10 protein-coding genes are annotated in these 13,232 nt (G+C 53.1%); 8 read left to right on the top strand and 2 right to left on the bottom strand.

Annotated elements, in window-relative coordinates:
- The first annotated feature begins 10 nt into the window (after positions 1-10).
- On the top strand, positions 11-760 hold the full coding sequence (locus HFP08_RS24335) for an HAD family hydrolase (protein WP_168123226.1): 750 nt from the start codon (positions 11-13) through the stop codon (positions 758-760).
- A gap of 86 nt (positions 761-846) precedes the next feature.
- Here the strand turns inward: HFP08_RS24335 and HFP08_RS24330 are convergent, their stop codons facing one another.
- Positions 847-3,435: a winged helix-turn-helix domain-containing protein gene (locus HFP08_RS24330; RefSeq protein ID WP_240941831.1), complete on the bottom strand. Its 2,589-nt coding sequence runs from the start codon at positions 3,433-3,435 to the stop codon at positions 847-849.
- Positions 3,436-3,595: 160 nt separating this feature from the next.
- On the opposite strand from HFP08_RS24330, the gene HFP08_RS24325 reads away from it, so the two are divergent.
- From HFP08_RS24325 to HFP08_RS24305, 5 genes are all read left to right on the top strand, one after another.
- Positions 3,596-3,955, top strand: coding sequence for a GntR family transcriptional regulator (locus HFP08_RS24325; RefSeq protein WP_240941826.1), 360 nt, complete (start codon positions 3,596-3,598; stop codon positions 3,953-3,955).
- Positions 3,956-4,074: 119 nt separating this feature from the next.
- Positions 4,075-4,842, top strand: coding sequence for an ABC transporter permease (locus HFP08_RS24320; RefSeq protein WP_168123224.1), 768 nt, complete (start codon positions 4,075-4,077; stop codon positions 4,840-4,842).
- Between the two features lie 18 nt (positions 4,843-4,860).
- On the top strand, positions 4,861-6,201 hold the full coding sequence (locus tag HFP08_RS24315; protein WP_168123223.1) for a hypothetical protein: 1,341 nt from the start codon (positions 4,861-4,863) through the stop codon (positions 6,199-6,201).
- Between the two features lie 136 nt (positions 6,202-6,337).
- Positions 6,338-7,051, top strand: coding sequence for an ATP-binding cassette domain-containing protein (locus HFP08_RS24310; RefSeq protein WP_168123222.1), 714 nt, complete (start codon positions 6,338-6,340; stop codon positions 7,049-7,051).
- Positions 7,052-7,469: 418 nt separating this feature from the next.
- Positions 7,470-7,700 carry a hypothetical protein gene (locus HFP08_RS24305; RefSeq protein ID WP_168123221.1) on the top strand — a complete coding sequence of 77 codons (231 nt, stop codon included), beginning with the start codon at positions 7,470-7,472 and terminating at the stop codon, positions 7,698-7,700.
- Between the two features lie 83 nt (positions 7,701-7,783).
- Here HFP08_RS24305 and HFP08_RS24300 read toward each other — a convergent pair whose 3' ends face one another.
- The gene (locus tag HFP08_RS24300; protein ID WP_168123220.1) at positions 7,784-11,155 is read right to left on the bottom strand and encodes a DEAD/DEAH box helicase; all 3,372 of its coding nucleotides are present in this window, start codon (positions 11,153-11,155) and stop codon (positions 7,784-7,786) included.
- Between the two features lie 160 nt (positions 11,156-11,315).
- Between HFP08_RS24300 and HFP08_RS24295 the strand changes: the two genes are divergently transcribed.
- Complete coding sequence (locus tag HFP08_RS24295; RefSeq protein ID WP_168123219.1) at positions 11,316-11,777, top strand: DinB family protein; 462 nt, start codon at positions 11,316-11,318, stop codon at positions 11,775-11,777.
- An 84-nt stretch (positions 11,778-11,861) separates the two neighbouring features.
- Positions 11,862-12,875: a zinc-dependent alcohol dehydrogenase family protein gene (locus HFP08_RS24290; protein WP_346768764.1), complete on the top strand. Its 1,014-nt coding sequence runs from the start codon at positions 11,862-11,864 to the stop codon at positions 12,873-12,875.
- Positions 12,876-13,232 lie beyond the last annotated feature (357 nt).

The raw sequence follows: 13,232 nt of genomic DNA, 5'->3' as shown, positions 1-13,232 counted from the left end.
TTTGTGCGAAATGAAACAAGCGATTTTTTTTGATATGGATGACACGTTGTACGATCATTTGCTTCCTTTCCGGAGGGCGATCCAAGCATGGACTGCCGGAATCGGCGATTTTCCCTACCAAGAAGCGTATCATCGCATGCGTTATTACAGCGATAAGCTCTCAGAGGAGCTTGGAGGAGCCGGCGCGATGGGGCAAGGAGCGGCGGCGGAAGCGATGAGATGGAGAAGATTTCAGCTCACGCTTGCGGATTTCGGAATCAAACTGAAAGAAGACGCTGCCAAAGCTGCGCAAGCGTCCTACCTGGCTTGCCAATTCGATATTGCGATGTTCGACGGCATGAAGGAATTGATTCTGAAGCTTCAGCATGAAGGGCATATCACAGGTTTGATCACAAATGGAGAGTCCTCGCATCAACGCATGAAAATCGCCGCGATGCAGCTCGAAGCGTTCATGGGGAAGGAGCTTCTGTTCATCTCAGGCGAAGCCGGCTGGGATAAGCCGGACCCCCGCTTCTTCAGAGCGGTTAACGAAGCAACGGGTACAAGCGCCGAAAATTGTCTCTATATCGGTGATTCATGGCGTAATGATGTAATTGGAGGCTTGAATGCAGGCTGGTCGGTCATATGGTTCAATCATCGGGAGGCGGCTCCTGGCACTGGACATGCGCCGCATTACGAGGCGACGAATGTCGCACAGCTGGCGAAGCATGTGGATCGGCATTTGGCTCGCGCAAGAACGAGCGCAGGTTCAGGGAAATGACGATTGCGGAACATGTATGGGAATAGCCGATCAGTCTGGAAGCGTGAGAGGCCGGTTGGCACAAAAAAGAGCTGCTGCAGGGATGATTATTGCTGCAGCAGCTTCATTTCCTGGGCAATGAGCAAGGCTTGCGTTCGGGAAGTGACTTGAAGCTTGTTATACAGCCTTGAGAGATAAACCTTGACGGTACCTTCCGATAAGGTGAGAGCCTGCGCAATTTGTCTGTTCGAGGCTCCCCGCCTAAGCTGCCGCAGCAGCTCCAGTTCGCTTTGGTTCAGCGGCTCGGGCAAAGCTTTCGGATTCTTGGCGGGAGCGTCCTGATGCAGGACGGGAAAGGCTGCAAGCAGCTTTTTCACATATTGGGATTTGTCGTTGTCAACGGAAGACCCAAGCTGATTCTCCCTTGTCAGATAGAGCGACAATAAATCATGCATAGCTTCTCCTTCGTCGACGAAGGAACGAATATATTGAAATGACTCTCCGACAGCGAGCGCCTCCTGCAAGCTGCGGAATGACAGCTCCGTATGGCCTTGCTGATGCTCCAGCAAGGCTTGCAGCATGGCGATTTCCATAATGCTTGACAGCATTCCCTCCCGCTGGGCGAGCGGCTTCATATGAGCCAGCAATTGAAGCGCGTCCTTCTGCTTCCGCTGCTTGCCGAGGAGACGAATATAGGAGAGAAAGACATATTCCCTATTAAATACCGGCTTGTCTTTGCTTCCGACTGGCAAAAGTTCCCCCTCCAGCTTCGCCTCGCTTATTCTGCCCTCACGAAGCAGCAATCGAAGCCTGAATGCGCGGATTTGATTCTGCCAGTTGGCATCAGCGAGCTCGCGAACGTGAACGAAAGCTTCTTCGGCATAGTGATGCGCGAGTGTGTAATCGCTGGTTGCCGCATGTCGGAGCGCTTTGCACAGCAGATGCGGGACAAGCAGGCCGGGAACCTTCCGTTCTGTGATGGCCGCCGCGGTTTCGTTCAGAATTTCGACGCTGTCGCTAAGCCTGTTCCATTCGTAATAGCCTTCCGCAAGCGATTGCTTGACGTAGAGATTGATTAGCGAATGCTCCCAGCCATGCGACTGAAGAACGCCGGTGAACAGCTTCGCAATCTGCTCCGTATGGGAGGACAGCACGCCTTTCATGCCCATGGAGGTGCGGCGCACGAACAGCTCGCTCTGATTGTAATTGAAATTATAGAAGAGCGCGTTCTTAGGCAAAATCCGATCAAGGAAGAAATCGCTGAAAGCCACCCATTTCTCGAACTCCCCGCTTTTGAAAACGAGATTGGAGCGCACGAACAGCAGTCCGCTCTGAATTTCCCGATTCCGCTCCTGGGGCTGTATGGAGGGCAACGCCGCCTCTACTTGCTGCACGATCGTCTCCGCTTTCACGGTCTGATCCTTCAGCAGAAGGATGAACACATGAATAATGGCGAGCTCGGGCGAGACCGTATAGGCTTCCGGAAAATAATCAAACCATCGAAGCAGCAGAGCCAGCTCGCCTTCCTGGAGAGAAATATACACCTGCTGCTCCAGCATTTGTTCCAACTGCGGAAAATTTCCCGCTGCCGCGGCATGCTCGATCGCCTCGGGCAGCTGTCCCCTCGCGCTTAGACAATTAACGGCCTTCTGATGTAGCTCCAGCCATCTGGGGAGATTCTCTCTCTTCAGCTCCGCCGACATATATTCGCCGAACAGCTTATGATATCGATACGAATGATTCTGTTCGTCGAGAGGCAGAAGGAACAGATTTAACTGCTTAATCGTGTTCAGCATTGCGGCGCTGTCTTCGCGTCCCAGCAATTCATTGCACAGAGTCGCATCCATCCGGCTCAGAATCGATGTCTGCATGAGAAAGCTGCGCGTATTCTCCTGCAGCTTCGTTAATACCTCATGGAACAAATAATCGGCGACATGCCGATGATCTCCCGTAAAGCTCGGCAGAAGCTGAGAGAAGCTATGGCCGGCTTGCAGACTGAGCATGGCGAGCTGAAGACCCGTAATCCAGCCTTCCGTTCGTACAAGCAACTGCTCGGTTTGCTCGATGGATGGAGGAGGGTCAATTGAATTCTCGAAGAAGCGAAGAGCCTCCTCCGTTGTGAACATGAGCTTCTCTGCCTCCAGCTCTATCGCTTCCGCCTTCAGCCTCCACTTCAATGTCGAGAAGGGCAGAGCGGAACGGCTGGCGATGATGAGATGCAGCTTTTCCGGCAAATAATCAATGAAATACATAAGCTGCTCATGCAGATTTTCGTTATAAATGAGATGGAAATCATCAAGAATGAGAATGGTTTCCTCTTCGATTTGATAAAGTTCGTTTAAGAGAGCATCGATAAAGGTAAAGATTGAAACCGAAGACATGCTTTGAATAAGAGCGTTCACGGCTTCGTGTGCCGGAGGGTTAAGCGCTCTGGCGCTGCAGTGCGCCATGTAGCGCCAAAACCGGGATTCGTCGTTGTCGATCGAATCCAGCGTCAGCGTACAGCACGGCTTGTCCGTGGCAGCAATCCATTCGGCTATAAGAGTTGTTTTGCCATATCCCGGAGGAGCGCATATCCCCGTCATTTTCCCTTGAACCGCATCGGTCAAGACATTCATTAATCTTGGCCGCGGCACATGCTGCGGCTTGTTGATCGGGTTCAACATTTTGGCCTTGGCAATGCTTGATTCTGTCATGAGCAAGTTCAAGCAGCTCCTTTCTTGCATGTCCTTCTCATTATACGAAAAAAATGTCGAAATGTGGAGTCAAAAGGAGCTCTTTACAAATCTCGCGTATTATATATATAATACATGGAATGAGGACGGTGAGTATGATTTGCTTAGCTTCCATGAGTTGATGTTGAATAACAAAGAGCCCGTATACATTCAGATCGTGCACTTCGTGAAGCGACAAATTGTACTGGGGATTGCGGCGTCTGGAGAACGACTGCCGTCCCGTAGAGATATTGCCGCGCAGCTCGGCGTGAACCCGAATACGGTGCAGAAGGCATTCAAGCTAATGGAGGACGAGGGTTTCGTGCATACGAGCGGCAATCAAGGGAGTGTAATCTTCTTCGACGAAGCCGCAGTCGCCCGAATAGAGAAGGAATTGACCCACGGACTCGTCGTCGACTTTATTGCTTCGGCAAAGGATATGCATATGTCATTCAAGAAGGTTATGGATCTGATCAGCGAGCATTGGGAAAGACGGGAATGACTCGCCTTGAATGCGCTGACGGACTTGAACGAGAGGACTGATGCGGATGCGCAGTCGGTTGTCCGGCGGATTGACTATGACTGTTATGTATTAATGCACTAGTACAAGGAGGGAAGCGGATGAGAGCCTTTTACAAATTAATGAATGATGAATTTAGAAGAATGTCAAGAGGAGCGCTTGCGGTAAGCCTTGCCGCGGCGCTGATGCCGCTTATCTTTATTTCGATAGAAACAGGCCGGGGAGCGGCTAGGTATGAACGCTTTGAGAATCTATATGCATCGTCAGGAAGCGTGATGCTTAGCTGTGTGTTCATGATAGCGATGATTGGCGTTTTCTTGCTTCATCACTATGCCGCCTATTGGAACAACAAAGGCGTATACACGCTGCTCACGCTTCCCGTTCGAAGAGAGAGCCTCTACTTCAGCAGGCTTGCGGCCTTCATGCTATGCTTCTTGCTTCTGTGGGCAGGCGAGGGGCTTAGCATGTGGCTCGGCTACGAGTTGGCGGCATCGAAGGCGGCTTCGTTAAGCGATGGAGTCGGGGTTATGCATGAGGGCTGGTTTCTGGCTGTTGTCCGTTCCCCCTTCTTCCAAATCATTATTCCACTGACCTGGAAGGGGCTGATGTCGTCGCTAAGCCTGTTCATCTTTATTACGACGGGAATCTATTATGGCGTGTTATGTGAGCGCAGCAGGAAATATTGGGGGCTTGCGGTTTTGGCCGTTGCAGCCTTCTACATGATGCGGGTCGTGAAAGAGCGGTTGACCATTCCCGGCTGGTACGATTCAGGCTTTGATTGGTATCGGAGCAGTTTTATACTGCTCGCGATTTCAGCTTATTTTATCTGGTACGGCGTTCGATTGATGAAACGCGGCTCGATTGCGTAAGGAAGGGGAGTTTCACCGATGTTCATTCGATTTGCGAGAAAGCATGCCATAATTCCATTTGCGATATTTGGTGCGACGATTATTGCGCTGTTATCCCACTCGATTCATGCCGCGAAGGACGACATTCGCATCTCCTTGCGCGATATGGAAGGCGACCGCTCTGCTTTGCAGGATGTGGTCTTGGAAGGCATCCTTGGCGACGGCTTTCATGAGACGGCTTTCGAGATTAGCGGGGGCAAGTTGTCGAGCCGGACGAAAATTTACGAGGATGCGAAGCCTGTACGGAGCTATTATTTGCCGGGGAAACTGATTAGCAGCGGTTTTCCTATCGACAGCATTCAGGCTAGAGATTTTATCTATTCCGTGATTGATGAGCCTTTTTCCTTTAACCGAATCTCCATTGGCAAGTATGACTTGCAGCAAAGAATGATCGGATCATCGAAGTTAAAGCTGAATATCAGCTCCACAGCCGGAAATACGTATAGCAATACGCCAAACTACGGCCTAGCCGTTATCGGCGGGAAAGCCTATTTTACGCCGCTCGTTACCTTGGATTACAGCGGGACTAGCGGCATTTATGAAACATTAGGTTTTTTCAACGGAGGGGATGAGGAGCGGCCGGACGAGGAATCGAGGCTGCTGGCAAGCCTGGATCTTGAGGGGAACAACAGCTACAAGGGAACGGGACTGGAAGTACTGGGGCTGGAGGCAGTCGGGAATAAGCTTGCGCTGATAGCGGCAAGGAACGGGGAAGTAATCGTGCAGGGCTATGACAGTGAGAGCGGCGAGCTTCTGGGCGAGGCGGCTGTTGGGGAATATGTGCGTGGAGGCTCAAAGGATTCGGAAGCGGGATCTGCAATCGCAAGAGGAGTCAATGAACAATATCACGCCGATGTCGATATGGATTCGCAGATGATCAACCTATCCTTCCGAACTAGCGAATCCACGCAAGAAGAGTGGGTGCAGGCTGTAGCAAGCGTCTCTCTTGCAGATGGTGTCGAGCTGTTGAATAAGCAGGATGTGCGTATTAAAGGCAGATTCTCGTCCGATAGAGACTTTACCATGTATAGCTATCGAAATGGGAAATTATATTTGGCCATGTCGAAAGTTATTGATGAGGAAGCGGGAGATTTGGGGCATCCAACCTCAGGCTTAGCCGCGAGATCTCTGACCATTCGAGTTTATGAAGGGGGCAAGCAAATGTATATAGGTGAGCTGGCCACGGATATGAACGAAGACTTTATTGAAGATTATTTTATGGGACAGAATCAAATGAACATGCACAAAGGTCTATCAATGTATCGCTTGTGGAAGGGATTACGTTTTCGGGATGCGACAGACGCAAGTTCGTTAGAGTAGATTTCGAGTAGACAAGAGTGCCAGAGCAATTACAAGAGCGTGCGTTTGGGCTAAGCGAGACAGGGTGGTCTGTTGATTAAAGTAAGTAGTATGAGCTTGTAAAAAGGCAGGACGCAGGTGGAGGAGGTTGAATCTCATGCTGGAGCTGAATGGCGTGCATAAGCTTTACGGAAGAAAGGTTGGACTCTCGATCGACCGCTTGACTATCGAGGAAGGCGAGGTCGTCGGGGTGCTCGGCGCGAACGGCAGCGGCAAGACGACGATGTTGAAGGCGATAGCGGGACTCGGAGAGCTTGCGGAAGGCGAAATTAAATTGGGCGGCAGACGAGTTGTGGATCAATACGAGAATATCGCATTCATCACGGAGGAAGGAAGCTCCTTTTCTTTCATGACCCCAAGCGAGTTCGCCACCTTTCTGGGCGAGTACTTTCCTCGCTTTGACCGGGCTCGCTTCGAACAGTTGCTTGACTTCTTTGAGCTTGATCCGTACACGCGCATTCGGCGCATGTCGAAGGGAGAGCGCTCGAAGGTGGAGATTTGCGCAGGCTTTTCGAAAGGAGCTACGCTCATTCTGATGGATGAGCCGTTTCTCGGCAAAGATATGTTCGCCAGAAAGGACTTTCTCAAGCTGATGATTGCAAGCTTGAAGGGCGGGGAGACGCTGCTCATCACGACACATCTCATTGATGAAATCGAGCAGCTCATCGATCGAGCCATTATTCTGAAGCGGGGAGCCGTCGTCGCCAACAGGCAGATGGATGAGCTCAGAGAAAGCGGCGAGGCTCTGCAAGCCCTGATGGCAGAGCTCGATGGTTATAAGCCGGAGCGATATAAGGCTTTCATTCCTTAAGCTTCAGCGATGAATGCAGATGCGTACAGATGAGTGAAGATGCTCATGGAGTTGGTGCATTGGCCAACAGGCAGGTTTGACGCGAGCGGATGGAACAGCGATGCTGGAGTAGGACGGGAAGCGTGGAGCGGCACAGAGAGGACTGAAAGTCGAAGAAATCGACTTGGGGAGTGCGAAAGCGGCCGAGGGGGCTCTGTAAGTCGGGAAAGTCGACTTGGGGAGCGCGAAAGCGGCCAAGTGGGCGCTGCAAGTCGAAAAAGTCGACTTGGGGAGCGCGAAAGCGGCCGAGTGAGGACTGCAAGTCGAAAAAGTCGACTTGGGGCGTGCGGAAGCGGCCGAGTGAGAGCTGCAAGTCGAAAAAGTCGACTTGGGGCGTGCGGAAGCGGCGGAGTGAGAGCCGCAAGTCGAAGAAATCGACTTGGAGAGTGCGAAAGCCGCCGTGGGGGTGCTGCAAGTCGAAAAAGTCGACTTGGAGAGCGCGAAAGTGGCCGTAGGGTCGCTGCAAGTCGAAGAAATCGACTTGGGGAGCGCAGAATCGGCCGAGCGAGAGCTGCAAGTCGAAGAAATCGACTTGGAGAGCGCAGAAGCGGCCGAGGGGTCGCAGCAAGTCGAAAAAGTCGACTTGGGGAGCGCAGAAACGGCCGAGTGAGCGCAGCAAGTCGAAAAAGTCGACTTGGAGACCGCAGAAGCTGACCGAGCGGCCCCCCAGTCTCCAGCCCCCGCCCGCAACCACTACAGCGACAGGATCTCGCGCAGCTCCTCCTCGGTAAGCGAAGCTGCGGCGCCGCCGCTGCCCGAATCCAGCATCTCGTCGATCAGATTCTTCTTGCGCTCCTGCAGCGCAACCATCTTCTCCTCGACCGTACCCTTCGCGACTAAGCGAATGATCTGCACGACCTTCCGCTGCCCGATTCGATGCGCGCGGTCGGCCGCTTGCTGCTCGACAGCGGGGTTCCACCACAGATCATAGAGCACGACGGTGTCGGCTCCCGTCAAATTCAATCCGGTTCCGCCGGCTTTCAGAGACAGCAGGAACAAATCGTGCTCCCCGTCATTGAACCGATCGCACATGCGAACGCGCTCCTGGGAAGGCGTGCTGCCGTCAAGGTAGAAATGCGATATACCCAGATAACCAAGCTCGCGGCGAATAAGGCCCAGCATCTCCGTGAACTGCGAGAAGATCAGCATACGCTTGCCCGAGCTGCGGCACTCTTCAATCAGTTCCATCAGCTGCTCGAATTTGCCCGAGCTGCCCTTGTAGCCTTCAACGAATAATCCTGGATGGCAACAAAGCTGGCGGAGCCGCGTAATGCCGGCCAAAATTTTAATCCGCGACCTTCCAAGCTCGTCCTTGTCCAGATGCTTCAGCGTATCTTGCTGCAGTTTGGCTAGATAAGCTGCATACAGCTTCTTCTGCTCATGCACAAGCTCGGAGCTGTGCACGGTCTCGATTTTCTCCGGCAGCTCCTTCACGACATCCGACTTCAAGCGGCGGAGCATGAACGGCCTGATGTGCTTCGCGATCGTCTCTTTCGTGAGCTCCGCGAACTCCCTGCGGTCTGGTAGCAAATTTGGGAATACAGCGCGGAAAATAGACCAGAGCTCCTCCAGCCGGTTCTCAATCGGAGTGCCGGTCAGAGCGAATCGCTGCTTTGCTCGAAGCGAACGAACCGCGCGGGCGGTTTGCGTCTCCGCATTTTTGAAATATTGCGCCTCGTCCAGAATCAGCGTGTGGAACTGCCGAGCCGCGTATTGCTCTCCATCTCTGCGAAGCAGCGGATACGAGGTGATGATCACATCGGGCAGTCTCTGCAAGAGCGAGCCGTCGCTTAATTCCTTCAGGGACCAATCGAGCAGTTCTTCGCGCTCTTCCTTGCTGCCATCGGCGATTACAACCTCTAGCTCGGGCGCAAAGCGGGCAAACTCCCCCTTCCAGTTGTACATCAGGGAGGCGGGGGCTACAATCAGCGCGGGCATGCCAAGCTCGCGAATCGCCGGTTGAACGGACAACAGGAAGGCGATGCTTTGCAGCGTTTTGCCCAGTCCCATCTCATCGGCCAGAATGCCGCCGAAGCCGTAATGCGCCATCGTCTTCAGCCACTGGTAGCCTAGTCGTTGATAATCCCGGAGTACGCCACGCAGCCTCGCGGGAATCGGGAAATCCATGCTCTCCGGATTGCGCACGGCATCGAGCAAATCCTTCAGCCCACGATCCAGCTTGATGATGCCCGGCTTCAGCGGCGTATCCAGCAAGCCAAGAGCCCGGCCGAGCGGGAGCTTGACCGTATCGCCGTGCAAGGCGAGTTGGTGCAGCCCCATCCCGTTCATCACGCGAAGCACAGCCTGGAACGCATCCGTCTCCAGCGGCATCAGCGCGCCTGTTGCCAGCTTGTAGTACGGCTTTTTCTCCTCAATAGCTGCAATGACTGCCTTGATCTCCTTCTCGGGAATGCCGTTCAGCTCGAATTTGAACTCCAGCCAGTCCGTCCGCTCGTCCCACTTAATCGACACCTTAGGCGGGATGATGTCGTTCGCGATGCGCAGCTTCACCGCCGATGTCGCGTAGACCGTCAGAACCTCCTCGAGCTGAGGAACGATTTCCCGAAGAAATTCATATTCGTCGTCGTCCCCTTCAATAATATAGCCGCCCTCCGTCTTGGCGTAGCTGTCCCTCTCCATCAGCGACAGAATATACCGTTCGCCCTCTCCGTCCCTCATCAGAATGCGCTCGGTTCCTCGAGGCTTGTCTGTGCCTTCCAGCGGATTGATCATAATATCGCCGTACTGAAATTCCAGGCCTGCAAGCAGCTTGCCGCGGATGCGGTCGAGATAGAGCCGCGCTTTCAGCGGCTGGTACATAATCCGCTTCGACACTTCCTCCGAGATGCGGACATCCCCCAGTCTCATTAAGCCGGGAACGACATTTTCCATAAAAGATTCAATCTGCTCGGGAGCGATGCCAAGACGGCCCGCATCGCCGGATTCGCGCTCGTGGGACAATAGCAGCTCCTTCAGCTTGGCGAGCCGATGCAGCTCCGGACTGTTCATGCGATAGAAGCGCCCCGCTCGGAACGCCATGCCGTAGTCAGCCAGCACGATAACCTCGTGCATGCCTCCCGCGGACAACTCGCAGCCTTCGCCGTCCTCAGCCGATGCGAGAGAGAAATGCAGCGGAAGCAGCTCGCCGCTTCCCGCGAGCTCCGGCTTGCCAAAAGAAACGGCGTCGGCGGCCTTCATGCGCAGGCTATGAAACGCGTCAACCTTGACGGTCCGAGCGGCAAGGAGCTCATGCAGCAGCTGTTCCCAAGCATGGGGGGGAATAATGAGCATGCGCTCGTTCCCAAGCCTGCCTGGGGTTGTCGGCTTCTTGCCCGAAGCCGGCTCCTTATACAGCAAATCCTCCGAGCGAATCGCGGCCAGCCGCTGAATGACGGCATAATCCTCTGCCGAGAAGCGCTGCCGATCAGGCTGATAGACATACGTCTTCGTGAACGGAAATTCCTGTCCAAGCTGAACGGCATCCAGAAAATCAGGAAGATGATGCGCGATGCATAGACGATCGAGCCCTGTCTTCAGCGAAACACCAATCAAATGTCGGCCGTTCCCGAAGGGAAAGAGCTGGCAGGTAAATTCCGCAGAGAGCATATCCCTGCGGTCTCGAACGACGCCCGTGCCGCCTGATCTTTTTGGCGCATGACGGAATAAACCAAGAAGATCGTCGACGACCTCACGGTCGGAGAGACTGCTAAGATATATTTTGCCTGGGGAAGAAGTTGTCGGAGTCTTGGCCTTATCTGCCTGCTCATCCGATTGCATCTTCGCCAGCAGCGCGGCAGCCGTATGCTTGCAGTAGAGCTCGTCCGCATAGAACGCCAGACAGGAGCATTCCGCCTCCGCGCGGCCGTTATGTCCCAAATGCACGCGCACCTCGTAGGTTTGATTCTCGGTATGAACCCTTGCCCTGAAGAGAAGGGGCTCTTCGCTAAGCGGCTCCAATACAACGCTGCCCTGGTGCAGATATGCGGCCCCTCGACGCGCGTTATCCGAACCGCAGATTCGCTGCACTTGCGTCATTGTGATAGGAAGCGTTAAAAAGTGGATCATGTTGGTCTCCTTTTGGGAAAACTATAGCTGCAGCTATAAGTTGAACGGAAAAATGCAGCGACGCTCAGTAACCATTCGTTCAACCTATGCAGCGTAGATTCGTGTGGATACGTGTATTCATTGATTATAGTATAACGGAAAAAGCTAAGGAGGGCTCCTTATGGGCAAATTATACGAGTTCTGGAAATTGAGAGAGGAGACGATCGCGTTTCTTGAAGCTTTGGGCGAAGATCAGCTAGACGCGGTTGCGCCGATTACGGGAGAGAGCCTGCGATGGCTCGTCGGAAATTTGCTCGTCCGTTGGGATCATTCGTTCTTCCCGAAGCTCGGCTTCTCCTGGCGGCTGCCTGATTATTATCACACCATGTTCCCGAACGGCACCATGCAGAATCAGTGGAACGCTTCGCCGCCATCAAAGGAGGAACTGCTGCGGCAGCTGCGGTCGCAGCGGGAGCAGATTAGCGAGGATGCGGAGGGGCATCTGGAGTATCCCGTTCTGGAGCCGTTCCATGACATGCACACGATTAATGAGGTATTCATTTACATGATAGAAGCCGAGCGTCAGCAACTTGAGGTCATGAAGCAGTCGATTTCTTTTGAAGGAACAGAGAGGAGCGATTGACTGCCAGTTATTGACGATCTGCAGGGTACGATCTACAATGACTATGGCAACGTTATCATGAAGGAATGATGGAGGAGACACAACATGATGAAAGCACTTGTCATCGAAGCGCCATTCCAGGCTGTAGTCAAGGAGGTTGCTTATCCTTCTCCAGGATTTGGCGAAGTAACTGTTGAAGTTTGCCAGGTCGGAATTTGCGGCACGGACATTCATATTTACAAAGGGGAATTCATATCCCCGTATCCGATCATACCCGGGCATGAATTCTCCGGCGTTATCCATACGATTGGCGAAGGCGTAGCAGGACTGAATCCAGGCGACAGGGTTACTGTCGATCCTACATTAATTTGCGGACAATGCTTGTATTGCAAAACAGGTAAAGGGAATCAATGCACGAATTGGGGGGCGCTGGGCAATACGGTCGATGGCAGCATGGCGGAATATGTGCGAGTTCCGGCTTCCAATATTACAGTCATACCGGACAGCATGTCATTTGCGGCTGCGGCATTCATCGAGCCGGTGGCATGTGTCGTTCACGCCATGAATCGATTGCAAGTGAGAGCGGGAGACAGGGCTGTTCTGTTCGGCGCAGGCGCCATGGGTCAGCAGATCATTCAAACCTTGATTCACTCCGGAGTATCCGAACTTGTCGTTGTGGATATATCGGAGGAAAAGCTCGAGATGTCGAAGGCAAGAGGCGCCTCGCGAGGCGTGAGAAGCACGGAAGCAGACCTGTCGGAGGAGCGCGCACGCAATCCGCACGGCTTCGATATTGTCGTCGATTCGACTGGAATTCCATCCGTTATTGAAACCGCATTCACGTTCATGGGAAGAGGCGCGAAATATTTGCAATTCGGAGTGACGCCGAAGGACGCCGTTGTTACGATAGATCCGTTCCAGCTCTACAATAAGGACTGGACGCTGATTGGCTCGATGGCGATCAATCATTCTTTTGTGCCGGCTTTTCAGTGGGTGCAGTCAGGGAGAATCGACGTCGAATCGCTGGTATCCAGAGTGCTGACGCTAGAGGACATGCCGGCTTATTTGGAAGGAAAGCGCAATGCCGCGGATTTGAAGGTTCAGGTTAAAATCAAGTAGTTGGTGAAATGGCTGCAATTGGGTACTAATCGAAGGATCATAATGCGGAGGCAAGGACAACCTCAAGAGAGGCGGTTGTTTTTGCCTCTTTTTTTGTGAAAAACCATGGCTTTCTTATAGTATAAGCGTCCTATGTCAACTCCTTTTACCAAAGTTGCAGCCGCCAGCGGAGCAGTTTTCGACTCTGCAGCGTTGTTGACCGGCGTTGTAGTTGCCAGCGGAGCAACTTTCGACTCTGCAGCGTTGGTGAACAACGTTGTAGCCGCCAGCGGAGCAGCGTTCCGCGCGTTTGCGCTGATTACCTTTGACCAGGACGCCGTCAGTTGTTTTCCTAGACAATCGGAGTGAAGTTTGAAA

It is taken from the genome of Paenibacillus sp. HB172176, assembly GCF_011947265.1.
GTDB lineage: Bacteria > Bacillota > Bacilli > Paenibacillales > Paenibacillaceae > Pristimantibacillus.
The sequence above is the reverse complement of the archived record's forward strand: the minus strand, read 5'-3'. Positions and strand labels throughout refer to the sequence as shown.